Genomic DNA, 26,344 nt, shown 5'->3' on the forward strand with positions numbered 1-26,344 from the left:
TTAGGCCTGGTCTACCTCCATTCCTGATTCATAATTCCCAATTCTTAATTTTCGCTTCCGTGCCAGATTTTTCCCACCTCCATACCCACACCCAGTACTCGCTTTTAGACGGCGCCGCCAGCATTAGCGGGCTCATGAAAAAGGCCCAGGCCGATGGCATGAAAGCCGTCGCCATGACCGACCACGGCAACATGTTTGGGGCGTTCAACTTCGTGGCCGAGGCTAACAAGTACAATGTGAAACCCATTGTGGGCTGTGAGTTCTATCTGGTGCAGGACCGTCACCAAAAGACGTTTACCAAGGAGCAGAAAGACGTGCGTCACCACCAATTGCTGTTGGCCAAAGACCAGGAAGGCTACCAGAACCTGGCCAAGCTCTGCTCCTATTCTTACATTGACGGCCTTTACAGCAAATGGCCCCGCATTGACAAAGAACTGCTGGTAAAATACCACAAAGGCCTCATCGCCACGTCTTGCTGCATTGGTGCGGAGCTGCCGCAGGCTATCTTGTGGAAAGGTGAAGAAGAAGCCGAAAAACTGCTACAGTGGTGGCTGGACTTGTTCGGGGACGATTACTACATTGAGATTCAGCGCCACGGGCTCATGAACATTGACAACACTGGCTTGTCTCAGGAAGACGTAAACCAGGTGTTGCTCAGATTTGCCATCAAGTACAATGTCAAGGTTATTTGTACCAATGACAGCCATTACGTAGAGCAGACCGACTGGAACGCGCATGACATTCTCCTGTGCGTAAATACCGGCGAGCAGGAAAGTGTACCCGTAGGCGATTTCCAGACGCAGTACTTCCGGATGATGAGCGGTAGCGGCGAGGTGATTTACGACACGCTCACCAACATCAGAAACAGCTACGGCCATGACGAGAACGTGCGCCGCATGTTGTACCGCATTGAGGAAGAGCAGCAGAAACCGCGCCCGCAGGACCGCTTCGGCTTCCCCAACGACCAGTTCTTTTTCAAGAGCCAGGCCGAGATGAACCAGCTGTTCGCGGACGTGCCCTTCGCCGTGGACAACACCAATGAGATTGTAGACAAGATAACGCCACCTAAGCTGCAGCGCGATATCCTGTTGCCCAATTTTCCGCTTCCTCCGGAGCACCCCACCGCAGACTTGTTTTTGCGTCACTTAACCTTTGAAGGCGCCAAGAAACGCTACCATGAGATTACGCCAGAGGTAGAGGAACGCCTGAACTACGAGCTGGGCATTATTGAGACCATGGGCTTTGCGGGCTACTTCCTCATCACCCAGGATTTTATTAACAAAGGCCGCAGCATGGGCGTGGCCGTGGGTCCGGGCCGGGGTTCGGCGGCGGGTTCTGCCGTGGCCTACTGCGTGGGAATCACCAACATCGACCCTATTAAATACGCCTTGCTGTTTGAGCGTTTCCTGAATCCGGAACGGGTGTCTATGCCCGATATTGATATTGACTTTGATGACGTAAACCGGCAGCGCGTGATTGATTACGTGGTGGAGAAGTACGGAAAAACGCAGGTGGCCCAGATCATCACCTTCGGTACCATGGCGGCTAAATCGTCTATCAAAGACGTGGCCCGCGTGCTGGATTTACCTTTGTCCGAGGCCAACGAACTAGCCAAAATGGTACCTGAAGTACCCGGCACCACGCTGGCCAAAGCATTTATAGAATCGCCGGAACTGGCCTCCATTAGAGACGGAAACGATTTACGCGCCAAAACCCTAAAACTAGCTGAAAAGTTGGAAGGCTCGGTGCGCAACACGGGTATCCACGCGGCGGGCGTGATCATCGCGCCAGATGACATTACCAACTACATTCCAGTGTCTACCTCCAAAGACTCTGACCTCTTGGTGACCCAGTTTGACGGCAAGGTGATTGAGAGCGCCGGCATGCTGAAAATGGACTTTCTGGGCCTGAAAACCCTATCAATTCTGAAAGATGCCATGGCTCTGATCAAGCGCAACTACGGCGTGGAGATTGACATTGACAACATTCCGCTGGACGACGAGAAAACCTACGCCCTTTACCAGCGCGGCGATACCATTGGTACGTTCCAGTTTGAGTCTGAGGGCATGCGCATGTACCTCAAGGACCTGAAGCCAACCAACATTGAAGACTTGATTGCCATGAATGCCCTGTACCGCCCAGGTCCTATGCAGTTCATCCCTAACTTCATTAACCGGAAACAGGGCCGCGAGGAAGTGGAATACCCGCACATCCTGCTGGAACCGCTTTTGAAGAACACCTACGGCATCATGGTGTACCAGGAGCAGATTATGCAGACGGCGCAAGTTCTAGCAGGTTACTCCCTGGGTGGTGCGGATTTGCTTCGCCGGGCGATGGGGAAGAAGGACATGAAGAAGATGGCCCAGGAACGCGAGAAATTCGTGGCTGGGGCTAAGGAGATTCATGGCATTGCCGCCAAGCAGGCCTCTGAGGTATTTGACGTGATGGAGAAATTTGCGCAGTACGGCTTCAACCGCTCGCACTCCGCCGCCTACTCCGTGGTGGCTTACCAAACCGGTTACCTCAAGGCGCATTACCCAGCCGAGTACATGGCCGCCGTGCTTACCCACAACATGAACGACATCAAGAAAGTGACGTTCTTTATTGAGGAGGCGCGCAAGCAGCAGATTCAGGTTTTGGGACCCGATGTGAATGAATCCATCCATCAGTTCAACGTGAACCAACAAGGGCAAATCCGTTTCGGGATGGGCGCTGTGAAGGGCACCGGCGAGGCCGCCGTGGAAGCCATCATTGAAGAGCGCGAACAGAACGGTCCCTACACCGATGTCTTTGACTTTGCCAAACGCGTGAACCTGCGCGCCGTGAACAAGAAGACGTTTGAAAGTTTGGCCCAAGCCGGAGCCTTTGACTCGTTTGAACGCTACCACCGCGCCCAGTACATTGAAACCCCGCCCGGCGAAACCATCAACCTCCTGGAGAAGGCCGTCCGTTTCGGAAACCAGTACCAGGCCGAGAAAAGCGCCGCCCAACAGTCTCTGTTCGGTGGTGGCGGAGCGGTAGATATGCCTTTGCCGAAGGTGCCAGACGTACAACCTTGGTCCTTAACCGAGATGCTTCGCCGCGAGAAAGAGGTGATTGGTTTCTACCTGTCGGGCCACCCGCTAGACCAGTTCAAATTGGAGATTGATTCCTACTGCACTTGTAGCCTAGACCGCATTGAGGAGTTCAAAGGCCGTGACGTAAACGTGGCTGGTATCATCAGCAACGTGGTCATGCGGACCGGTAAAAACGGCAACCCGTTCCTGCTCTTCTCCTTGGAGGATTATGACAACACCATGGGCCTGGCCTTGTTTGGGGAGGATTTTGTAAAGTTCTCTCCTTATGTGAAAGAGGGCATGTACCTGTTCATAAGAGCCAAGGTAACCTTACGCTACAAGTCTGAGGACCAGTGGGAATTGAAACCGCTCTCTATGCAACTGCTTTCTGATGTAGCTGATAAGATGGCCAAAGGTGTGCGCATGGATATTGACATCCGAAACATCAACGCCCTGTTAATTGACCGGCTGGAAGAAGCCGCTGTAAACAGCCCCGGGCAGAAGAAACTGGAATTGGTGTTGACAGAGCCGGGGGAACGTTTGGCGGTGGAATTGTTTTCTAGAAAATATAGAATTGACCCGAAGGCTTTTTTGCAGAACGTGAAGGATTTGGAAGTGGCGACGTGTCAGTTGATTTGAGGCAATACTAATATGGAAACTCAGTTAGACAGCTCAAATTATTCAGATACACCCATTTATAAAATATGGGTTGATATTATAGAACTGATGATTCCAAGATTTTCTGCTTGGCTTGTGAATCATTCCTTTAGAAGTCAGGAAGTAGTATTAAATCGTTCGGGTGTTCACATATACCATCAGAAGGGAGAAATAATCTTAGAAATCTATTACAGTCAACCTAATAAAAACTTGTACTGCCTGCTAAGGGATAATAAGACTGAAGAAATAGTACCTTGGTCAGGCGAAAGTTTTCCCTTAAAAACTGTTCTTGCTATAAACAATAGGAATGATTTATTTAAAGCAGTAGAAGAACTGGAAGTATTTTTAAAGAACCAATTCGAATAAAAATTAAGTCAATTTTTTAAATTAAGATAGACAGTGAAGCCCGCTCTTCCGGATTTATCAATCCGGTAGTTGTCTGTCGGGGATTTATCAATCCCCGTGCTCAAGCTTTCCCTATTAGCCTGCAACGGGGATTTGGAAATCCCCGACATAGTGGTTCGGGATTGGTAAATCCCGAACAGCGTCTAGATGGCAACTAGAAACTGAGTTTTTTATTTGCCGTAGCTCTTTATATGGGCATCAAAAACAAAATCCATGAAGGCCATCTACATTATTTGACATTAACAGTAGTGGATTGGATTGATGTTTTCACTAGGCCTATTTATAGACACATCATTCTAGATTCACTCAAGTTCTGCCAAGAAAGGAAAGGGCTGGAATTATATGCTTGGGTTTTAATGAGCAATCACCTACACATGATCGCAACAGCTAAAGATGGATTTCACCTTTCTGACATTCTCAGGGACTTCAAAAAATTTACAAGCAGAAGCATCGTGACAGCAATCCAAATGGAAAATGAAAGCAGAAGAGAATGGATGCTGCACCGTTTCCAGTTTCCGGCCAATGTGCATTCCAAAGTAATCAACCACAAATTTTGGCAAGATGGGAACGAGGCGAAGGAAATCCATTCCAACGAGTTCCTTCAACAGAAGCTTGACTACATTCATCAAAATCCAGTACGGGCCGAGATTGTGCAGGAACCAGAGCACTATTTATACAGTTCCGCCCGAGATTATGCGGGCACCAAAGGACTCCCCTTCTTCTGCAATGGCTGCCCGTGGTTCACGGCGGAGTAGGAACTCCGCAGCAGATAGGTTCGGGAGTAGGAACTCCCGAACAGCGAAGGACCTCCCGAACAGCGAATAGAGTAGCATACTTTATTTTACTCTACCAGCAACACGTTCAGTAAACCCTTGCCGCCGGCATAATCTAGGGCTGAACTATAGGTGTAATGTTCCGGCTCATAGACCAATTCTGCCCGGACCGGATTCATATGAATATAGTCTAGCTTCTGTTGAAGGAATTCATTTGAGTGAATTTCTTTGGCTTCATTTCCGTCTTGCCAGAATTTAAAATGATAGGATTTGGCATTGGTGGCAGCCGCGAAATGGAAACGAGGCAGCATCCATTCTTTCCGGCTTTCGTTTTCCAGTTGGATGGCTTGGGTAATTCTGCGGCTAGTGAATTGTTTATAATCGCGGAGGATGTCAGCCAAATTCTTTCCGTCTGGTGCCGAAGCAATGAAGTGAAGGTGATTGCTCATGACCACCCATGCGTATAATTCCAGCCCTTTCTTTTCCTGACAAAACTTTAAGGAGTCGAGCAGAATGTGACGGTAAACAGGCTTGGTGAAAACATCTACCCAGTCCACCACTGTTAAGGTCACAAAATAGAGATAGCCTTCGTGGATTTTGTTTTTGATGCCCATTCCTCAAAATACGGTTGCAAAAGTATCGAAAGTTGCAGAAAAAGGGAGCAGAACTCCCAAATCGCATATTTCTGGAGTACAACTCCAGAAGAGCTATTCAGATTAACCCAATTCAAAAGCCATTCCCCTTGCCTTTTCCAAAAATATACGTACCTTTGTCTCAACCTTCGGGTTCTTGGCTTTTCCGGTTTAAAGTTGGCTTCCACCTCTTTCTACTAGAAAAGCCTTGCCTTTTTTAGGGAAGCCTCGTTCTGAGGTGTGCCCTTTCACGTTTCTCTGCCACTGAAGGCAATCTTGAGAGAAGCCTTGCCGCCGTTTCTGCCACCATTTTCTGGAATTAGCCAATCTGTCAGGGAGGCGCGTTCCTAACCTTTTCCCCGGATATCAGTAGATATAGGCACGTTTTAGGCTTCATTTTCAGAAATGAGCCCGAAAACGGTTTCCTGCAGGATATTGACACACCTGACAGAAAAGCATAGCTTTACCAACTAAATAGAATTGGTTCTATATTTGACCAACAACTTCCATTAGCACATAAAAACGAAAAATCATGGCACATAAAGCAATTGAGATCACCGATGCGAACTTTGAGGAGATCATCAACTCAGATAAACCTGTATTAGTAGACTTCTGGGCCGAGTGGTGCGGACCTTGCCGCATGGTAGGACCCGTGGTAGAAGAACTAGCCGGCGACTATGAAGGCCGCGTGGTGGTAGGCAAAGTAGACGTGGACGCCAACCCACAGACCTCTGCCAAATTCGGGATCAGAAGCATTCCTACGCTGTTGGTTTTCAAAAACGGACAAGTGGTAGACAAGCAAGTAGGCGCCGTTCCCAAGAACGTGTTGGCCCAGAAACTAGATGGCCAGTTAGCATAAACTGAATCACCCGCTTCAAAACAGAAAAGCCGCTCCTGCACAAGGGGCGGCTTTTTCGTTTTCGGGCTCATTTCTGGAAATGGGGCCGAAAACGGGAGTTGCCAGATTATCTAAAATGTCTGTGCTGGCGCGAGTCTCCAGAATCGTGCCCAGGAATGGATGAAGTCTCCAGACTCCAGTTTCAAAATTCTTGTTCCTAATTCTTGTTCCTAATTCTAACCGAAACCAGCCACTCGCTTTATACTAGCGCACGAACCGGGAGTCTTGCGCCAGCACAATAGAGCCTGCGTTTTCGGGCTCATTTCTGAAAATGAGGCCGAAAACGCAGTTCAGGCAAAGCCTTTCTTCTTTGGGGAGGGGCTACTCACAGTCGCACAGCGCTTTTTCGGCGGCGCAGATATCTGTGTAGCCTTGCTCTAGCAGGCGTATCAGGCTGTTGAGGCGTTGGCTGTGTTCCCGGTAAAGGCTGAGTTTGCCTTCGGTGGGCGGAGATTTCATCAGGGTTTCCAGCTCCAGGATCTGCGCTTTTAATTCTCCTTTCTTTTCATAGAGCCGCTGCATGTGGGCCGGCAAGGTGTCGTTAGACGGGAACTGCGTTTTGAAGGCGTTTTCCATGCAGGCGTCTTGCTTCAGGAAGGCAATGATCTTGCGGTCCAGTTGCATGGTGAGCTCCTGCAGGCGGGAGCGTTCCTTCTCCAGTTGCTGTTCCTGGTAGCGCTGGTTGAACAGTTGGGTGGCTTTTTTCACTTCCTCGCGGCAGCTGCGGCATTTGGTGGCGTTGGCTTTCTCCAGCAAATTGTTCCGAAGGGCCAAATTTTCCTCGGTGGGCGTGGCGTTGCGCAGGCGCGTCACTTCTTTGTCATAAGTTTCATTGTACTGCGTGGTCTCTAGGCGTTTTACGTGGCGGGTCAGGCCTTCGCCCTCTAAAGAACTGGCCAGATACTCCTGGCTGGGCAATTCCACCGAATACAGTTTGTTCAGGTAGTACTCGCGCTGGGCCGCCGTGAAGGGTTTGTCCTGTTCCTGGTCCAGATCCAGCAGGGTGTTCACCAGTTCCCGGCCGCTGCGCAGGTTATGGTCGGTTTCCATGTAGGCGTCTGCGTTGGACAGAATGGTCTGGTATTCGTTCTTGAAAATGCGTTGGTAGGTGTGGTTGCGGGAGAATTCACGGTCGCGCTGCTGCGCCAGGCCTTTGAGCCGTTTGTAGTCCTGAATGACCGCGAACATGGTTTTGGCGTTCCCCTCGGGGCTGTTGTTTTTGTAGTTGAGGCGGTAATTGTTCAGGTTCTGCTTAAGGTCCGCGAAGTTCCTGAGAAACTCCACATAGTATTTTTCCTGCTTGTAGGCGTCATCATTCACCAAACCTGAATTGTAGGCCTGTTCAATGCGCACCCGGCGTTTCTCAATGGATTCAGTGGTGATTTCTGAGCCCGTGAGCGCATCCATCTTGTACAGGCTCTTGTAGTTGGCCACCACCAGCACCGGATAATCTTTGAACGCCAGCGCCGCCTCCAGCTTCTGCCGCTCAAACCCCTGCGGACTGTTGCTCAGTAACTCCGCCAGGCGGGCGGTGCGCAAAGCCGGAATTTTCGCAAAACTCGGCACGAACACATAAACCCGCACAGAATGCAAGCGCGTGTCAAAATTCTGGCCTTCATACAGCCTGATGGTGGAGCTGAATTTGTATTCTTTTTTCTGCGCCACGTTCCGGATCAGATTCCCGAACTCGCCCACCAGGGAGAAAAGCGGCAACTGCGCCGTGCCCTGCTTGCTGATGTTGGTGAGTTGGTTGGCGATGAGGTTGAAGAACACCTCGCGGCTGTCTGAGGTGAACAGTTTGGCGTCAATGGTGGCGTCAATGTTGCGTTCATCCTGGGCCAGGGGCAGTTTGTCAATGATTCTGATGGCCTCAATGTTGTCTGAGATGCGGGTCACGTACTCTTTCTTGGCGTTGGGCGGCTCAATGGCGAAGTTGTACAGCGGGTACACCACCGGTTCCTGCCCAAACAGCTTGGCGTTCTTGAGCTGCGCCGAAATAAACAACGACTCCAGGTTCACAAAATCGCGCCGGCGGGCTTTGGACGAGCCTTTTTCCAGTTCGTTGACCACCTTGGTAAACTGCCCGGCGTTGAACAGGTACATGTCGGTGGTGAGGTACTGCCATTCATCGGTGAACTCAAATTTGTCCAGGTAATTATAGCCCAAACGGGTTTCAATCATGTCCTGCGCCTGCGTTTTGCCCGCCACCAAGCCCAGCCACACCATGCACCACCAAACCAGTCTTTGTCTCATCATGTATTCTAAAACTCTCAACTTACGTAACGAACCAATCCCGTGCCTCGTGCCTTTCCCACAAAGTTCGCACCTAAAATAGCCAAAGCAAACAGGAAAAGGTTGCTTGCTGTTATGTTTCTGCCTAGCTTTCTCTTTTTGAACCAAACCCCGTGTGCTGTGCCCTTGTCTTTTTGGCCGAGACTTTTGTTTCTTTCCTCTCCGCGTTTTTGGTTCTGGCTGGTAGTGGTTTGCAACCTCCTGTACTTTTTCCTGGAGCACGAAGGCCTTTACCACCAAGACGATTACTCCTACGCCAAACATGCCTATGACGCCCTGCAGGGCCGGTTTTGTGCTACCGGCTCCATTTTCTGCCACCGGCTCATGGTCACCTTGCCTACGGCTGCCGTGTACGCGGTGTTGGGCGTAGGGCCTTATACCACCACGCTGTACCCTTTGCTCTGCACCTTAGGCACGTACGGCCTGCTCTACCAGACGTTCCAGAAAGAGTACCCGGTCGCTATTTCGTGGACCTTGGTCTTTCTGGGGCTTTTTTATTTTCTCCTGAACACCGTCAATTACCTGTACCCAGACAACCTTCTGCTGTTCTACACCACCGCCTGTCTCCTGATTCTTTATAAAACCAGAGGAAAGCAACAAGTGCCCTGGTGGTGGGCGGTGGGGTTAGTGGGGCTGGGCTTTTGCGCATTTCTGGTGAAGGAGACCGTGGTGTACCTGTTGCCTTTCTGCCTATTGTTGGCCGTGCAGGATCTCAGAAAGAAACGCCTGGTCTCTTTCTGGCTGGTTGGCGTAGGTGTTGGCATAGTTTTGCTTGGCTTGTATTTCGGCTTTTATTCCCAGACGGAAAGAGGCCTGTGGTGGCGCTTCGAGGAGATTGAAGCTTATAGTCTGCATTTGAAGGAAGGCTATCTCAACAGAACGTCTTCACTGGCCCTGATGAAGCGCCTCACCTACGGCCCGCTGCTCTTTTTCATTGGCACCGGCATGGCGGTTCCGTTGGTATTTCTTTTGGGTTGTTTCCTGGCGCATCCTGAAAAGCAGCAGTGGTCATTGAATTCCGCCCAGGGGTACTGGTTTTGGGCGATGGTTTTCATGCTGGCCCCGCTGTGGCTGGGCACGGTGAGTTTGGACCATTACAAGCCTATGAGCCTGGTGCCGCGCATGCTCCACCCTTTACTACCTACTTTCTGCCTCAGCGCGGGGTTTGCTATTCAGACTACGGGTTTTACAAAACGAACTCTGGGTTGGCTTGCAGGTCTGTTTATAATGTGCGCCTTCCTGGCATACGGCGAAATGAAAGTGTACTATGTGCCGTTCATGCTTCTTTTTGCCGCAGCGTGGGCATTGCCGAGAATTAGTACGCTGGCTGCATTCCTTGCTTTGCCCGTGTTAGTGGTGGTGCAGCTGGTACGGCCTGCATATTTTATCTGGAAACCGTCGGTGAACAATTACTTTGCGCAGGCGCAGGTGTTGGACAAGTACTTACCGGCCTCTACTACGCAAACCATGTTGCTGATCTCTGACCCTATGACTACCGCGCATCTGGACTTTTTCTATGGGTTTGAGATTCCTGCTGCCATCAAAGCTGTTTCGTTCCAAGACTCCTTGACCATACAAAACCGGCAGGCAGAAAAAGTGTATCTGCTTATCAACAACGGCCTGCTGGGCAACCCCGAAATTCTGGGCCAACCCACCGATCAAGAACTTCTCAAACCATTCCCCGGAGCCAAACTTATTGCCCAAAATGAAAAAGTGAAGCTTTTCCTCCTTCCCCAAAAAGTCAGGCCATAAAAAAGCCGTTTTGGGGCTCATTTCTGAAAATGAGCCCCAAAACGGCCATAAAATAAACTCATGCAACCCCCGTTACGTGAAGCAAAACCCCGAAGAAGTCAGTTGCCTTTGTGGGTGTTATCACCAATAAACCAAGTGCAGGAGCCGTTTCACTTGCTGGTGAGAACACGCAGCAAGGGCGAGAGTTTTTTGAGTTAGCTTCACTAAAAGGTTCGGTTTTAACCAACTCCTTACCCCTTCAAATCTAGCACATCAGCACCTTCAAAATCAGCGCCTTAATTTCCGGCTTGCTCTTTCTTGATGCGTTGGTACTCGCCTAGGTCGGCTTTGTTTTCAAGGGCCAGGTACTCGGCTTGCAGGGCTTTTATTTTGGTGGCGTGCCGAAGGATGATGTCGTCATGCAGTTCCTTCTCGCGGGCGTTGAGGCGTTTGTAGATACCGTTGGCGTAGTCCCAGTCTTCCATGGACCAGGCGTCTTTGCGGGCGCGCACCTGCTGCAAGAAGTTCACGTAGGCATCTTTAAGGTTCTCTGGCGTGGTCTGGCCGAGGTTGCTGTAGGCGCCCAGTAATTCTTGTTCCATCTGCGCCAGTTTTCCGGGCGCAGGAGTGCGGGATTTTCTTAAAGCGTCTTCGGCTTTCTTGCGGGCCAGGGCGGCGCGGGCTTCTTTGGCTTCTTCCTTGGTTTTGGAGGCCACGCTTTCCACGGTTTCATCCAGCTTGTCAATTTCACGGTTCACGGTTTCCTTGCGTTCGCGGGGCGTGGAATCACAGGAAATGGTGCCCAGCAGAATGCCTGCCAGAAACATGAACAGCGATACGGGAAACAGATACGGTCTTTTCATAGTACACAAGATTGAACCTTGCATACGAAACCTGCCCCCCTTAGGGTTGTTCCGCTACCTATGGCCAAAAACGCATTCCCCTACCAGCTGGACTTCAAGACCACCAATTTCAGGGAACACCCAGAACTGTACCGCGTGGGCGTGGGCGAACAGGGTGTGCTCCTGGTGGAACCGTACAAAAGCGAGATTCTGCCGCACTGGCGCTTCAAGAACGTGGAAGTGGCCACCATTTCTGCCCAAAAGATTTACGCCCTGTTTGAGGACTACTTGGCCCGGCAGGATTTTGTGGGCGCCGACATGGCCCGGAAGTTCCTGCAGATGGGCTTCACCCGCGCGCGCCGCTACGCCAACCATAAAAGTGGCCGCAAATACAAATCTGAGGAAGATGATTCTACCCAAGGCCTGGCCTATCCCTATTCCTCGGGCAGCGCGCACAAAGGCAATGACCAATTACCGCAAGCCAAGGACGCCCTCACCAACGAGAAAGCACAGGCCGCCGCCATCTTCAAAAACTTCTGGTTCAAAGCCAAAAACCATCCGGAATATTTGAAACAGAAGCAGGAATTCAGGGAGAGGTATTACGTAAAATAGCGTTTTGGAGCTCATTTCTGGAAATGAGGGCAAAAACGACACTTCAAATTTGCAAATATTCCGTCCCCCTTTAAAAGGGGGTAGGGGGATGACAAAGCCGCTTGAAACACCATTAACTTAAAAATGGGAGTAAGTAAATTGATCCTCGGGAATGTTAATCAGTAAAACACATCATCCCCCTACCCCCTTCAAAGGGGGACGAAATGCGTCTTATAACTAAGAAGTCAATATTAAGGCGCTTTACAATGGGAAATTAAGTTAAATCCCGTTTTTGCCCTCATTTTCAGAAACGGAGCCAAAAACAGAAAAGCCCCAGAAATCTCTGGGGCTTTTCTTTCAATCCATAGTCTAACTCTACTTCGCGGCTTGGCGAGCTTTGTGCGCGGCAATGCCGGCGTCTAGGTATTGGATGAATTTCTGCACGTTGGGTTCGTAGGCGATGGGCTTGTCTATCAGTTTCTGCTCGTTGGCGTCCATAACCACGTAATACGGCTGGGCGTTGGCGTTGAATTGGGTGATCTGATAGTCGGCGTTCTTTTTGCCCATGGTGTTTTTCACCTTGCCGTCATGCGTGCTAGTCACCCATTCGTTTTGCGGCAGTTCGGTTTTATCATCCACGTACAGGGCCACAATCACAAATTCCTCACGCAGGCGCTTCAAGACCTCGGGGTGCGACCACACGTTGGCCTCCATTTCGCGGCAGTTCACGCAGCCGTGGCCGGTGAAGTCAATAAAGATGGGCTTGTTTTGCTCAGCGGCGCAACGCTTGGCCTGCTCCAGGTCAAAATAACCGGTGAGGCCGTGCGGCAGATGCAGAAATTCAGAATACTTGGGCGTTTCACAGGTTTGGTTCTGGGCCGAAGTCGGTTTTTCGCGCAGCAGCGCCGACAAATCAAAATCATGCGTGGCCTGAGGCGGTAAATACCCCGAAAGCGCTTTCAGCGGCGCGCCAAACATGCCCGGAATCATGTACACTACAAAAGAAAACGTAGCAATGGCCAACATCAACCGCGGCACGCCCAAATACGGCAAATCTGAATCATGCGAAAGTTTCAGTTTACCCAACAGATACAGCCCCATCAAGGCAAAAATCACAATCCAAAGCGCCAGATAGACTTCGCGGTCCAAGATTCCCCAGTGGTACACTTGATCGGCAATACTCAGGAATTTCAAGGCCAAAGCCAGTTCCAGAAAGCCCAGCACCACTTTCACGGAGTTCAACCAGCCCCCGGACTTGGGCAGGCTGTTGAGCAGGTTGGGGAAAATTGCGAACAAAGTAAACGGCAGCGCAAAGGCCAAGGAGAACCCGAACATGCCCACAATGGGCTTTAGAATTTCGCCGCCCGCCGAAGCGATTAACACTGTGCCCACAATAGGGCCGGTGCAGGAAAACGACACCACCGCCAGCGTGAAGGCCATGAAAAAGACCCCGTACAGACCGCCTTTGTCGGCTTGGGCGTCAATCTTGTTCACCAGGGAATGCGGCAGCGTAATCTCAAACATGCCCAAGAAAGACATCCCGAAGACCACGAACACCACAAAGAACAGTACGTTGGGAATCCAGTGCGTGCTCAGGTAATAGTTGATTTCTGAGGCCCCAAAAATGCGCGCGAACACCACACCAATCAAAGTGTAAATAGCGATAATAGAGAACCCGTAAACCAAGGCTTTGAAGACGGCCTGCCCGCGTGTGGTGCTGCTGTTGGTGAAGAAACTCACCGTCATGGGAATCATGGGGAACACGCAGGGCGTGAGCAACGCCGACAACCCGAACATGAAGGCCAGCAAGAAAAAGGTCCAGAGCGTTTCCTGGGCTTCGGGGGTGGCGGGTTCAGAAATGGCGGTATTTACGGTTCCTGTAGTCTGTCCGGTGCTGTCGCCGAAAGCAGTTGCCGTTACTTGTGCGTTGGTGGTAGAATCTGGGGCCAGTAAGCTAGAATCTGCACTGGCGGCGGTATTGTCTACGGTTAGTTCGGTGGGCGGTGTGTTCAGGATGGCCGTGCCGCCATTTACGCCTGTGGTAGGTGTGGCAGAAGGCTGCGGGGCATTGGTGGTTGCGGGCGCGTTAGTGCCTGAAGCAGGCGCAGCGGCCGGTGCGGTGCCGGGCAATACCGTAAAATCAGTGAACGAGAAATCGCCCTCGCCGGGAATGCATTGGCCGTTTATTTCAGAGCAGACCTGGTATTCATAAGAACCTTTCACCACCAAACCTGGCTGCAATACTTTGATGCGCTGCCGGAACTGCCCGGTTTTCACAAAATAGGTGTAGTCGCCGCCCCAGGTGGCATCATACTTTTTCTTGGGGTTTATGGGCTTGATCTTGCCCACCAAGGCGTAAGACGGATGCTTCTGAAATGTGAACGTGGTCACAATCGGCCCCAGGTCTGGGTCAAAGTCAGAGGAATAGAGATACCAGTCTGGGATGATCCTGGCGTTGAAAATCAGTTCCAGTTCCTCGCCCACTTTCACTTCTTTGGCAGAGGCTTCGTGGGTCCAGGAGGCGGGTTTCAGGATTTGGCCGTGGGCGGCAGCCACCAGCAGCAACAGCGGCAGCAAGATACCCAGCAGGCGGAACCAGCGTATAGGCAAGTAAGAACGTAAAGTCAAGTTCATGTGTGGCAAATTTACACAATTATCCCACAAACTCATGCGTGCGGTTTCTTGTGGGGAACCTACGCCATTACTTTCTGCCGCGGTTCTCGTACAGCAAACGAATATTCTTTCTTTGATAGTGCCAAGAAACCCTTAAATTTGACCAAAGTGCCCGTTCGTCACCTATGCACCGGCACCTTTCCCTATGATACTCAACATTTTCCTCACCCTCTTGCTGGTAGCGCTCAACGGTTTCTTTGTGGCCGCCGAGTTTGCGCTGGTAAAAGTACGGGCCTCCCAAATTGAACTCCGGGCGCAGGCCGGCAACCAACTCGCCAAAATTGCCCACCACATGATTGGGCACCTGGACGCCTATCTCTCGGCCACTCAGCTGGGCATTACGCTGGCTTCTTTGGGCTTGGGTTGGATTGGCGAAGGCGTGGTGTCTGAGATTATCATCGAAATCATGAACAGCTTCGGGTTTCAGGGTGGTGCCGAACTGGCCCACAAGATTGCCTTGCCTATTTCTTTTGCGGTGATTACCGTCTTGCACATTGTCTTCGGTGAACTGGCGCCTAAATCATTGGCTATTCAGCGGCCCGAGTCCACCACGCTGGCCATTGCCATTCCACTGCGCATTGTGTATTACGTGCTATTGCCCTTTATCTGGGTGCTCAATGGCTTCTCCAATTTTATTCTGCGCCAGGTGGGCATCACGCCCATGCACGGCTCTGAGGTGCACACCGCCGAGGAACTGCGCCTGTTATTTGAACAGAGCGCCGAGGGCGGCCACATTGGCGGCAGCCAGCAGGAACTGATTGAGAACGTGTTTGAGTTCAACGAGCGCATGGTCAAGCAGATCATGGTGCCCCGCACCAAATTGGTTGCCCTGGACCTGGAATCTACCGAGGATGAAATATTCAGTGTGGTTTTCAACGAAGGCTACACCCGCATGCCCGTGTACCGCGACACCATTGACAACATTGTGGGCATTCTCTATGTGAAGGACCTTTTAGTGGTCTTGCGTGCCGGCGAGCAGGTAAGCCTTGAGAAACTCATGCGCCAGCCCTATTTTGTGCCGGAGACCAAGCGCATCAGCCGCCTGCTCAAAGATTTCCAGCGTAACCGCATGCACATTGCCGTGGTCTCAGATGAATTTGGCGGCACGTCTGGCATTGTCACCATTGAAGACATCATGGAAGAACTGGTGGGCGAAATTCAGGACGAATATGATGAGGAGATTCCTATTGTGGAGAAACTGGGCGACTTTGAATTCAAGGTAAGCTCGGGTGCCTCTATCCAGGATGCCAACGACTTCCTGCCCTACCCTTTGCCGGAGGGCGAAGACTACGAGACCGTGGGCGGTTACCTCAACATGATCTACGGCCGCATCCCAGAGATTGGCGACACGGTCATCCATGGCGTGTATGAACTCAAAGTGCTGGAGAAAACCGACCGCAACGTGGAAACCGTGCTGTTGACCGTAACAGAAGACAAGCGCGACAATCTGCTGTAGGCACTCCGGTTTCAGGATGCACCTTTCCTGCAGGTAAATTGATTCAAACGGCAAACAACGGCTTCTCTAACGTTCCGTTTTCGGGCTCATTTCTGGAAACGGAGCCAAAAACAGAAATTCCCTGGGCCCGGCAAAGGGGTCTCTGGGCACGGTTCGGTTGGGTCATGGCCAGGACTACAATTGTTAAATGGCAGCATTCTTTTGCTCTAGTGTAACATAAGGCGGCAATCAGTACGTACATAGCCGGTAACGGAGCTGCCCCAACAATCTCCTATGAGCAGCGCCCGGCAAGAGAAGAACATTCTCACGTTCCCAAACACCACATTCCAATGACTGAGGCACCCCAGGACAACCGTCCGGAAGAAAAAGAAAAGAAGAAAAAGGACAAGTCCGATAAATCGAAGCGCGGCGTAGAGACGCTCTTCCGGATTACGGCTGCCAACCAGATGCGCCTCAGTGACATGGCCGACAAGAAGGCGCACATTCTCCTGACCATCAACTCCATCATTGTCTCCATCTTGCTGTCAGTGCTGTTCCGGAAGATTAGCGAAGAGCCGGCCTTGCTCATCCCGGGCATTATGTTCCTGGTGACCGCCCTGGTGACCATTGTACTGGCTATTCTGGTGACCATGCCCCGCATCAAGAAAAAGGAGACCAAGGAAGTACCAGATCCCAATGAAAAAGTGAACCTCCTTTTCTTCGGTGATTTTTATGACATCAGCCTGGCGCAATATGAGCAGGGCTTTTCTGAGATGATGGCCGACAACAAAACCTTGTACGGCAGCATGATCAAAGACAATTACCACCTGGGCGTGGTGCTCCAGAAAAAATACACCAGCCTGCGCTTTGCGTACATCTTCTTTATGGTGGGCTTTATTGTGTCTGTGGTTTCCTTTGTGGCCACGCAGATCTTCTAAGGTTTTTCCTGCCATTCGTGCCAGGCAATACACCTGAAATTCCCATTTTCCTTATATCTACTTCCCGTTTTGGGGCTCATTTCTGGAAATGAGCCCCAAAACGCCTGTTTTCCCACACAGGCCTTTCTCTTTCCAATAAAATAAAAAAATCTTCTGGTTCCCTCAGGAACCAATAGGGAATGTGCTGGAGGTTCTGGGCCAAAAAGCGCCTGAAAGAAAAAGGATAATTTTCTATCTTGCCTTTCTTTACCGGTAATGGCTGGGCCGTGGCTGGCGAGTGCGCGCAGGTTTGCCTGTTGCCGCCGCTAACCGTAACCATGCGCCAAGGCACCTATCTTCATTAATGAAAAAAATTTCGCTCATTATCCCGTTTTACAACGAAGGCGCTGGGGTAAAAACCTTCTTTGACACGCTGTTCCCCATTATCCAGGCGCTGCCCTATGAGTTTGAGTTGATCTGCGTAGATGACGGCAGCCAGGACTCCACCTTGGCAGAATTAAGGAGCATTCAGACCCATGCCATGAAAATCATTTCCTTCTCCCGTAATTTTGGGAAGGAAGTGGCCATCACCGCCGGTATTGACTACGCCACCGGCCACGCCGTGGTACCCCTGGACGCCGACCTGCAGGACCCGCCCTCTTTGTTGCCCCGCCTGCTGGAAGAATGGGAAAAAGGCTTTGACGTGGTGCTGGCCGTGAGGTCTCAGCGCGAAGACGGGTTTTTCAAGAACCTGACCGCCAAGCTGTTCTACCAGCTCATCAACCGAATCTCAGAAACGCCCATCCATAAAAATGTAGGCGACTTCCGGCTCATGGACAGCACCGTGACCGACGTGATTAAGCGCATGCCGGAGCGCAACCGGTTCATGAAAGGTCTGCTGTCTTGGCCCGGTTTCAAGACCACTGAGATTCAATACAGCCGCCCCAAAGCCAACCGAAAAGCCAAACAGAACTACAACAAGCTGTTCAAACTGGCCTTTGACGGCATTATCTCTTACTCAGACGCGCCCTTGCGCCTGATCATGCTCATGGGCCTGGGCGTGACTCTGGCCTCATTCATCTATGCCGTTATCACCTTCATTAAAGTACTGGTGAACGGCATTGACGTGCCCGGTTATAACTCCACCTTAATTGTGATTCTGTTCATTGGCGGGGTCATCATCATCAGCATTGGCACGGTGGGCTTGTATATCTCCAAGATTTTTAACGAAGTAAAAAGCCGGCCTCTGTACGTGGTGCAGCGCGAATTTCTTTCACCAGAAGATACTACCTACAGCCATAGAAACAATTTCCGTTAGGCGCAATCTCCATTTTAGCATTTAGAACTCAGCGCAGAAAAGCAATGGGCTTGGCTTAGAACACAGGTTCCCTGTTTTGGGGCTCATTTCCAGAAATGAGCACCAAAACAGGGAACCTGTGTTTGCTATGGCGCGGGCTTACAACTGTATCTCGCGGCCCGTACTCACGGTGCTGACCCGTTTGGTGTCTTTGTTTTTGATGTGGATGGAAATCTGGTATTTGGCTTTGGGCAGGGCCGTCCGGAGGAACTGCACCTTGAACCCAGAGTTGTCCACGTTTAATTTAGCGGGGTTGTTTGCGGTAACGTCTGGGCGGTTGATGGGCATGGTCTCCAACAGATAAAACCGGTCACCGTCATTGAGGGCCAGGTAGATTTCATTGCCCTTGCTGGCCTGGTCTTTCAGGAAAGCCCAGCCCCCAGCCTTGATCACTTTCTCAGTTTCCTCCAGCGTCTCCAGGTACTGGGTTATGTCATTGGTGGCCTTGAGTGGGTTGGCGGCAACGGCAGGGGCGTATTCTGGAACATCCACCCGCACCACTTCATCAGACAGCTGGTATTTCCATTGTCCTTTTTTGTCTTTGATGGCTATGCCCAGTTTGTAATACCCGCGCTCCACGTTGTTGGTGAATACATAATCTCGGTAACCGGCATCATCTAAATAGGCTTTCTTGAAGCCCGCCGTCACATCTGGCCGCAGTAGCACGCTTACCGCAGACAGATAGTTGTTCTTTTCTGACTGCAGGAACACGTACACAGAATCTCCTCTGTTGTTGTCTGTTGCGTTCAAGAAGGCGAAGCCACTCACAAAGATGAATTTATCCCGCATGTCCAGTTGGTCCACCGCAATCCTGATGGGCGAGCCGGAGCTTAAAGGCAGGTTGGCTACTTTCTTGAACTCCTGCCTTTTGCCTATGGCCACCGCCACAGAATCTAGGTGCGCCCGTTTCTTGGCAAATTGGTTTTCATACGCCGCTGAGCCAACCGGCGCTTTGGAATTGGCTCCAGGTTCTGCCAGCAGTGCGCGTAAGGTGGGGTTCAAACGTTTTTTGCTGAACAGGTAATAATACCCGTCTACGTAATTCAGCTGCGCGTCTCCCCCTAGAATCACCATAGAAAAGGCCTGTAAGTTGGCTGGGGTTGTGATATACAGCGCCTTGGGCGAAAGGCGGCCGTTCTGCAGCTCATCTTTAAGACTGTCGGCCAGAAAAGTCATGCGTTTGGCATCTACCCTGGGCACGTACCCGGTGTTGATTTTCTTGCGGGCTTTAGCAGTGAAAAACGTGAAATGCTGGTAATCAGCGGCCTTTAGGTTAGTGGTTTGATAACCTGGGTAGAGGACCACTTCGTCAAATTGCCCCACCAGGCTCTGCCAATGGTTCATATCTACTTCGGCCTGGTAGGCGCCATGAGCCAGGTTGCGGTAGGTGAACAAGATTCTGGTGTCTAGGAACTGCAAGGCCAGTGCGGCCACCAGCAAACCTATTTTAACAGCGGGTTTCAAGGTACTCTTCGCCAGAATGGCAATAGAGAAGATAAAAATGAGGTAATAGATAATCCAGAAAAAACGGGAACTGGCCCGTAAGATATCGCCTATCTTGAGAATTGTCTGGGGAAGCGGAACCGTGAACAGCACCTTGTCACCATAACTCACCACATGCGTAATGGAAAACAACAGGTAAAGCACCACCAAAATGACCAGAGGGGTCAGGGCAATACCGTTCAGTTGCAGGCTGTTTTTCACCCCATCGGTTTTTGTGAGCAGCTTTTGAATCAGCAGGTACACCAAGACGAAAAGTACCAAGGCCATCATGCCCAAGCCCAGATAAGCGTATCCCTCATACTGGTAGCCGCTCACCCAAGGCAACTGCGGCAGATAAGCAGACAAACCAAAGCTGTTGAACAGGGCGTTAAGGTTGAGGCCGTAAAGCCCGAATGCGTTGGCAACCCCCAGGTCTTCGCCGGTGCTATGGAACATCATGCCCACCAGAAACCAGGTCACCAGCAACGCCACTACAGACAAAACCTGGTACCCCAGGAACGTAACGGCATTGATGCTTTTCTCATACCACCATAATTTCAGGGCGATGAAGGACGTGAACCCCAGCACCATAAAGCACAGATAAGGAGTGATCAAGGCGCTCAGCCACAACAGAATCAACTGGTACTGGAGCACTTTTCTGGCGCTCATCACAGTTGAATCTGCAAAATACAGGTAAATGGAGCCTAAAAATAGCCATTGGGCTGTTAAGGAAGGGTGCATGCCCCTGTACACCAGCACCGGATTGGCTACAATAAACAACACCGCCAGAAACGTGTAGATGGGCTTTACCCCAAACCTGTTGAAGATGAGAATAGTGAAGTAGCCCGTCAGCAAATGGCTCAGGTACATGAACAAACCAAAATACTGGAAATCCTCTGGCAAGACCGGCGAGAGCACTTTAAAGAAGAGGGCAAACAGCGGAATGGAGTCTGTGAAGCCCACATTGGTGCCCATAGGGGCCATGAGGTTGTTCATTTGCCCCAGCGGAAATCGCCATTCATCTACCCGGTAATTGTACCAGCCCAGGTAATGCCCGCCCCAATCATGCTTGACCTGCAGAAGCCAGTTGATATTGGTAGGCACCAACACCTCCAGCCCGTAACAGAGATGGAAAAGCAGGGTGATGGCTAGAAAAGAAAAGATAAAAAGCAGTCTGTTCTGGTTCATTCTTGAATAAAAGCTAAAAGATGCAAAGGGCGTAAAGTAGTATGGCAGAATTGGGCTGCTAATATGCAAATATGTTTGAAGGTTGCTCTCCGTTTTGGGGCTCAATTCTGGAAATGAGCCCCAAAACAGAAAACTCCTGACTTCTGGCAATCATCATGTTGTGATCATAACAAAGCAAGAAGGGCAGGCTTCTCAGAATTCCTTTTAAGGACAACCAAGGACAAAAACTTGCCAGGCAAGACAAGAACAGCAAATTTATTACTTTGGAGAAGTTCTGTACAATACGCCTGTGGCTGGCCTGACAAAGAAAAAAATATTCCTTTGGTTTTTGTCAACTCCTAAAGAGCCTTTTGCCCCTCTGCATTATTTACTGCTTCTTCCTTCTCAATCCTGAAACCAACTGGCGTAGAGCACATAATTGTCGGCGGTTTGGGCCATGCCGGCAATCTGTTCCGGGCTCAGGGCTTTCACTTTTTTGGCAGGCACACCCGCGTAGATATAGCCGCTCTCGCAAATGGTATTCTCCAGCACCACGGCTCCGGCGGCCACAATGCAATGCTGTTGTACCACGGCCTTGTCCATGACAATGGCGCCCATGCCTATGAGCACGTTGTCTTCCACGGTACAGCCGTGCACCAGCGCGTTGTGGCCAATGCTCACGTTGCTGCCAATGGCGGTGGGCGCTTTCTGGTAGGTGCAATGAATCACGGCCCCGTCCTGAATGTTCGTCTTGTCTCCTACCCTTATGCTGTGCACGTCTCCCCGCACCACGGCGTTAAACCAGACGGTGCACTGATTTCCTAAAACTACATCCCCCACAATGGTGGCATTGGGCGCGATAAAACAATCCTGACCAATAACGGGGTGCACTCCTTTGACCGGAAGAATAACAGGCATAGATTTTTAATTAGGAATTGGGAATTACGAATTAGGAATGGCAAGATAACAAGCGCGGCGGAGAAGCATGGCAGGAAATATTTCCGTTTTCGGGCTCATTTCTGGAAACGGAGCCAAAAACGCCTCAAAACCCATTGAATACAATATCCTTCTACTTGCTACCTGATACCTACTACTTGCTACCAACTAAGAAAGCATCTTCTTCCAGGTGCCTTTGCGCAAGTTGTATTTGAGCGTGCTGGGAAGGGCTTTCCACCAGTAGCTGTTCATCTCCACCGCAAAGCTGGGTTGCATGTAGCAGTTGATGGTGCAGCCTTCGCAGGCGGGCAGCCGACCTTCCAGGGCAATCAGTTCCTTTACTTCCTTGGATTTGTAGAGGTCGTACAAGTTGCCGTTGATGGGGAATTTCTGGGCGCCTAAATGGTAACACGGCAACACCAATTCGTTTTCCGGCGAAATCACCAACGTGGTGCTGGCCGCTTTGCAGACCGGTTTGTCAATGTGGTTGCCGCCATCTTTGCGCAACTGCACGAAGGCCTCGTTCAGGTACACATATTTCTGCTTGCTGAATTTCACCAGGTAGTCAAGTTCCGCTTCAGATAGTTGTTCGCCGGTTTCTACCTGGTTGTACTCAAACGCCGGGTTCAAAAGCAGCATCAACTTGTTAGGCAGGCAGATTTCATGGTACACGCGCTCTATCTGGGCCAGGTTGTGCTTGAAGACGGTGAAAAGAATATCGGGCCGTTCGCCCAGACTTTTGGCTATCTCAATAGACTGTAGCACGAAGTCAAAACAAGCCACGCCGCGCCCGGTGTCATGCTCGGTTTTATCGGCGGAGTCCAGGGAGAAATGCAGCATGTCCACCTTGCCTTTCAGGCGTTCGGCCCATTTGGGGTAGAGCATGCCGTTGGTGGTGAGTGTGGTGATGAAACCCAACTCCTGCGCCACTCCCAGAAACTGGTCCATCTGCCGGTGCAGCAGCGGTTCGCCGCCCGTAAAGTCCACTACGTTCACGCCCAGCTTTCGCAGGTTTTTAAGGTTTTGGCGCACGTCTTCCAACTGAATGTACGGCGACGGCTTCTCCCAAATATCACAGAACGAGCACTTGGCGTTGCACCGGTACGTCACGTAATAATTGGCCAGAACAGGGTGATGGATTAAGCGCATGCTGATTTTCTAAACGGAATACCTTGGCCCTTGCAAGGTACGCATTGCATACGGATTTGCGGCGGCCATGACCATAGACGTCATGTTTGTCCTAGTTTTCAGACGCATTCCTTCCCCCTTTGAAGGCCCGGGATGATAATGCATTGCAGATATAGTACGGACAGGTCGCGACCTGTCCTGAACGGTGGCCTGAGCACTAGGCTTGCCACGTAGCAATTCAAAAACCCTTTCGGTCCTACGTGGAATCAGGAATGTTTAGAATCAGGAATTCGTGGGACAGGTCGCGACCTGTCCGTACATTATCAGGAATATAAAAAAACAGCAAAAGTTATCATCCCCCTACCCCTTTCAAAGGGGGACGGAATGCGTGAAATCAAATTCCGTTTTTGGCTTCATTTTCCAAACCGAAGCCAAAAACGGAAAAGCCCCTCTCCGTTGGAGAGGGGTTGGGGTGAGGCCTAAAACTCCAGCACAAATCCAATTGAGGGCAGAAACGTCACGTCATCTTCGTCCAAAAGCAAAGGAATGGCGTTGGAACCGTTGGCCTGTAGCGGCTGGCCGTCTGTAGTGGCAAAACCGGAATTGTCGGCGTTGCGCTGGAAGGTGTATTGCGGCAGCGAAGGGCCTTTGAACCGGAAGATGTTCTGGATGTCCACGTACACATCAAGCGTGGTGCGTTTGTAGTTCCATTTCTTGTCTAGGCGCACGTCCAGCTGCTGGAAAGAGCGCAATCTTAGCGTGTTCAGGCGGTCATAATCCAGCAGTCCGGTGCCCAAAGAGGCGTAGTTTTGTTGCGAGGCTTCTAAGTCAAAAGGTGTATAAGGTGAGCCGCCGGCGAAGCGGTATTTCCCGCCCAGTTCCCAGTTCTTGCCAAACTGCCAACCCAGCAACGCCGACACCAAATGCCGGTTATCCCACGCCGAGGCGATGTAGCTGTCTGTGTTCAAACCCGTGAATTCGCTACGCACCAAGGTGTAAGAAACAGAGCCGTACAAGCCGTTGGTGAGCTTCTGCTGGAAGAAAAACTCGGCGCCGTAGGCCCGGCCTTTGCCCACACTGACCACCGCCTCGTTCCCAATTGCCCCGAATTCAATGCCTTGGTTGGCCAATGAAAGACCGTCACGCACAGAAACCGGGTAATTGCCGTAACGCTTGAAAAAACCTTCCACGGTAATGCGGTTGGCGATGGTAGGCAAGAACTCCAGACCCGCCACGTAATGGGTGGCTTTGAGGTAATCTGAGTTTTTGTTCGCGTAGGTGCCGGCGGCGTCTTTGTAGCCCAGCACGGTGTAAATAGGCAAGCGGTAATAGGTGCCCACCGAGGCGTTTAGTTTCCAGCGTTCGGCCAGGGCATACGACGCAGAAACGCGCGGCGACAGGGTTTCCAGCGGGTTGTTGCCGTTGGTGGTGAACGAATTCATATCAGTTCTCACGCCCAGTGAAAGACTCAGTTTGTCCTCAAAAAAACTCTTAGACGTTTGCCCGTAGAGCCCGTACCGGAAGAAATTCAAATCAGAGTCGAAGTCCAGCACCACGCGCGGCTGCACCACCGTCCCTTTCTGGTCACGCACTTCCTGCCGAATCTGGCTCAGGAAATCATTGGTATAGCCCACGTATTGGCCAATGGCCCCGTACGCGAACTTCCAGCCACCCACAAACTTGTTCACGTCAACCCGCAGCTTGTTCTCCTTTTCCTGCGACCGGGCTTTGAGCACGCGTCTGGATTCATCTCCGTACTGGGCATCTTCAAAACGGTCCAGGCGGTTTTCAAACACGTTTCGGCTGAGGGCCACCTGCACAAACCCATTTTCCAGCGAGCGCTTCAAACTCAAACCCACGGTGTAATTCCACTGGTTAATCAAAGGATTAGACCGGAGCGCGTACTCTTTCTCGGGGCTTGATTCTTTGGGAACGGCAAAGCTGAAATCGTCAATCGCGCCAATGCCCAACGCCGTAATGGTGGTTTTGGCGTTGAGTTGATGCGTGACTTTGTATTGAAAATCCCAATAATTCGGCCGAATGGGCAAGTCAATGGCTTTGAACAGCAACTGCAAGTAAGAACGGCGCGCCGATGCCAGAAAAGTAGTCTTGGGCGCCAACGGACCTTCCAGGGTAGCAGCCAACTCGGTGGCGCTCAGGCGTATATTGCCTTGCAATCTATCTGGGTTGCCGTCGCGCTGCTTGAACTGGAACACGCTGGAAAGCGCGTTGTCATACTTCGCGTCAAAAGCGCTGGTACTCAAGGTCACATCCTCAATAAAGGACACGTTCAAAATGCCCTGCGGCCCGCCGCTGCTGCCCTGCGTAGAGAAGTGGTTGATGACCGGTATCTCAATGCCATCCAGGAAAAAAACGTTCTCGCCGGGCCCGCCGCCGCGTATCACAATGTCATTTCTGAAACCAGCGCCCGTACTTCCCGCCCCGGCCACGCCCGGCAAGGTTTGAATCACTCTGGAAATATCGAAGTTCCCGCCAGGGTTGCTCTTGATTTCCTCGCTGCTCAAACTCTGCACAGACAGCGGCGTTTCTACCGTGGCTACGCGTATGGAACGGTCAAAGGTCACTTCCACGGCCTGCAACTGCGTTTGGCTGGGCGATAATTCCAGGTTCAACGTCACGGCGTTGCCTGAGGTCACGGGAATGTTGTAGCGCGTCACAGCGTCGTAGCCCAGATAGGTGGCCTTGATGTTGTAGCTTCCCGTGGGCACATTCTCTAATCTATAACGCCCTTGCACGTCTGTGGCGGCGGCCAGGGTGGTTTCCTCCAGCGTAACCGTCGCGCCGATGATGGGTTCCTGGGTATTTCTATCGCGCACCACGCCCGTGATACGGCCGGTGTTTTGGGCGGCCACTTGAAAGGCTATCAGAAAAAAGAGCGTGGTGAGAAGTGTACAGAGTTTGTTCATGTTGGGTAAAGAAAGGACTTCGTGTTTCAGGATGCAAACCAGCAGCGCCGGTTTTTGTTTCATAAGTAAAAACTGTGGATTCCGTTTTTGGCTTCGTTTCTGGAAATGAAGCCGAAAGTGCCTCACGCATTTTGTCCCCCTTTGAAGGGGGTTGGGGGATGATCTCTCATCCTGTTGGCGCATTGATTGCTCTTGCCTCCTTTTCCATTGTTGGTGTTCTCACCAACAAGCAGGATAGCGTCTGCCAATAACCTATATTTTCTATGGCGCGGAAGTTACTTCCGTGACTTTCCTGGCTTTACTAAAAAGACACGGAAGTAACTTCCGCGCCATAGAGGGTTTTACCACATTTACGCTGTCGCTAAACTTACGGTAGTTAAAATTGATATCGTAGAGACAAGGCAGTGCCTTGTCTCTACCACGCATTGCCTTTGTTTCTGTTTTT

At 51.1% G+C, this 26,344-nt stretch carries 18 protein-coding genes; 10 read left to right on the forward strand and 8 right to left on the reverse strand.

All coding sequences use genetic code 11. The annotated features are described in order from the left end of the window. Nucleotides 1-59 precede the first annotated feature (59 nt). The 3 genes from dnaE to IMY23_RS09125 all read left to right on the forward strand — a co-directional run bounded on the left by dnaE (nucleotide 60) and on the right by IMY23_RS09125 (nucleotide 4,873). Nucleotides 60-3,695 (forward strand): DNA polymerase III subunit alpha, encoded by a 3,636-nt coding sequence (gene dnaE, locus IMY23_RS09115; RefSeq protein ID WP_192821786.1) that lies wholly within the window; start codon nucleotides 60-62, stop codon nucleotides 3,693-3,695. Between the two features lie 12 nt (nucleotides 3,696-3,707). Further along, a complete protein-coding gene (locus IMY23_RS09120; protein ID WP_192821787.1) occupies nucleotides 3,708-4,079 on the forward strand; it encodes a hypothetical protein in 372 nt (123 codons plus the stop codon). A 230-nt stretch (nucleotides 4,080-4,309) separates the two neighbouring features. Next, on the forward strand, nucleotides 4,310-4,873 hold the full coding sequence (locus IMY23_RS09125) for a transposase (RefSeq protein ID WP_192821788.1): 564 nt from the start codon (nucleotides 4,310-4,312) through the stop codon (nucleotides 4,871-4,873). A gap of 86 nt (nucleotides 4,874-4,959) precedes the next feature. Here the strand turns inward: IMY23_RS09125 and IMY23_RS09130 are convergent, their stop codons facing one another. Continuing rightward, on the reverse strand, nucleotides 4,960-5,505 hold the full coding sequence (locus IMY23_RS09130) for a transposase (RefSeq protein ID WP_192821789.1): 546 nt from the start codon (nucleotides 5,503-5,505) through the stop codon (nucleotides 4,960-4,962). A gap of 550 nt (nucleotides 5,506-6,055) precedes the next feature. Here IMY23_RS09130 and trxA point away from each other — a divergent pair. Then, entirely contained in the window at nucleotides 6,056-6,382 is a 327-nt protein-coding gene (gene trxA, locus IMY23_RS09135) for a thioredoxin (RefSeq protein WP_062542637.1), read from the forward strand. A gap of 360 nt (nucleotides 6,383-6,742) precedes the next feature. Here the strand turns inward: trxA and IMY23_RS09140 are convergent, their stop codons facing one another. Beyond that, the gene (locus IMY23_RS09140) at nucleotides 6,743-8,677 is read right to left on the reverse strand and encodes a hypothetical protein (protein WP_192821790.1); all 1,935 of its coding nucleotides are present in this window, start codon (nucleotides 8,675-8,677) and stop codon (nucleotides 6,743-6,745) included. A 183-nt stretch (nucleotides 8,678-8,860) separates the two neighbouring features. Here IMY23_RS09140 and IMY23_RS09145 point away from each other — a divergent pair, with 183 nt between their 5' ends. Continuing rightward, the gene (locus IMY23_RS09145) at nucleotides 8,861-10,465 is read left to right on the forward strand and encodes a glycosyltransferase family 39 protein (protein WP_192821791.1); all 1,605 of its coding nucleotides are present in this window, start codon (nucleotides 8,861-8,863) and stop codon (nucleotides 10,463-10,465) included. A gap of 275 nt (nucleotides 10,466-10,740) precedes the next feature. Here IMY23_RS09145 and IMY23_RS09150 read toward each other — a convergent pair whose 3' ends face one another. Then, entirely contained in the window at nucleotides 10,741-11,307 is a 567-nt protein-coding gene (locus IMY23_RS09150) for a hypothetical protein (protein ID WP_192821792.1), read from the reverse strand. A gap of 60 nt (nucleotides 11,308-11,367) precedes the next feature. Here IMY23_RS09150 and IMY23_RS09155 point away from each other — a divergent pair, with 60 nt between their 5' ends. Then, nucleotides 11,368-11,898: a DUF4385 domain-containing protein gene (locus IMY23_RS09155; RefSeq protein ID WP_192821793.1), complete on the forward strand. Its 531-nt coding sequence runs from the start codon at nucleotides 11,368-11,370 to the stop codon at nucleotides 11,896-11,898. Nucleotides 11,899-12,252: 354 nt separating this feature from the next. Here the strand turns inward: IMY23_RS09155 and IMY23_RS09160 are convergent, their stop codons facing one another. Then, nucleotides 12,253-14,511 (reverse strand): cytochrome c biogenesis protein CcdA, encoded by a 2,259-nt coding sequence (locus tag IMY23_RS09160; RefSeq protein WP_192821794.1) that lies wholly within the window; start codon nucleotides 14,509-14,511, stop codon nucleotides 12,253-12,255. 184 nt (nucleotides 14,512-14,695) lie between these two features. Here IMY23_RS09160 and IMY23_RS09165 point away from each other — a divergent pair, with 184 nt between their 5' ends. The 3 genes from IMY23_RS09165 (at nucleotide 14,696) to IMY23_RS09175 (ending at nucleotide 18,220) form a co-directional block, all read left to right on the forward strand. Continuing rightward, nucleotides 14,696-16,006, forward strand: coding sequence for a hemolysin family protein (locus IMY23_RS09165; RefSeq protein WP_192821795.1), 1,311 nt, complete (start codon nucleotides 14,696-14,698; stop codon nucleotides 16,004-16,006). Between the two features lie 329 nt (nucleotides 16,007-16,335). Beyond that, on the forward strand, nucleotides 16,336-16,923 hold the full coding sequence (locus tag IMY23_RS09170) for a Pycsar system effector family protein (RefSeq protein WP_192821796.1): 588 nt from the start codon (nucleotides 16,336-16,338) through the stop codon (nucleotides 16,921-16,923). A gap of 343 nt (nucleotides 16,924-17,266) precedes the next feature. Then, nucleotides 17,267-18,220, forward strand: coding sequence for a glycosyltransferase family 2 protein (locus IMY23_RS09175; RefSeq protein ID WP_192821797.1), 954 nt, complete (start codon nucleotides 17,267-17,269; stop codon nucleotides 18,218-18,220). A 138-nt stretch (nucleotides 18,221-18,358) separates the two neighbouring features. Here the strand turns inward: IMY23_RS09175 and IMY23_RS09180 are convergent, their stop codons facing one another. The 4 genes from IMY23_RS09180 to IMY23_RS09195 all read right to left on the reverse strand — a co-directional run bounded on the left by IMY23_RS09180 (nucleotide 18,359) and on the right by IMY23_RS09195 (nucleotide 25,962). Continuing rightward, nucleotides 18,359-20,929, reverse strand: coding sequence for a DUF6311 domain-containing protein (locus IMY23_RS09180; RefSeq protein ID WP_192821798.1), 2,571 nt, complete (start codon nucleotides 20,927-20,929; stop codon nucleotides 18,359-18,361). A 384-nt stretch (nucleotides 20,930-21,313) separates the two neighbouring features. Continuing rightward, nucleotides 21,314-21,826, reverse strand: a complete 513-nt coding sequence (locus tag IMY23_RS09185) for a gamma carbonic anhydrase family protein (protein ID WP_192821799.1) — start codon at nucleotides 21,824-21,826, stop codon at nucleotides 21,314-21,316. 186 nt (nucleotides 21,827-22,012) lie between these two features. Beyond that, complete coding sequence (locus tag IMY23_RS09190; protein ID WP_192821800.1) at nucleotides 22,013-22,993, reverse strand: radical SAM protein; 981 nt, start codon at nucleotides 22,991-22,993, stop codon at nucleotides 22,013-22,015. Nucleotides 22,994-23,451: 458 nt separating this feature from the next. Beyond that, on the reverse strand, nucleotides 23,452-25,962 hold the full coding sequence (locus IMY23_RS09195; RefSeq protein WP_225986464.1) for a TonB-dependent receptor: 2,511 nt from the start codon (nucleotides 25,960-25,962) through the stop codon (nucleotides 23,452-23,454). An 11-nt stretch (nucleotides 25,963-25,973) separates the two neighbouring features. Here IMY23_RS09195 and IMY23_RS09200 point away from each other — a divergent pair, with 11 nt between their 5' ends. Next, complete coding sequence (locus IMY23_RS09200) at nucleotides 25,974-26,150, forward strand: hypothetical protein (protein ID WP_192821801.1); 177 nt, start codon at nucleotides 25,974-25,976, stop codon at nucleotides 26,148-26,150. Nucleotides 26,151-26,344 lie beyond the last annotated feature (194 nt).

The sequence above is a fragment of the Rufibacter sp. LB8 genome (genome assembly GCF_014876185.1).
In the GTDB taxonomy this organism is placed as follows: Bacteria; Bacteroidota; Bacteroidia; order Cytophagales; family Hymenobacteraceae; genus Nibribacter.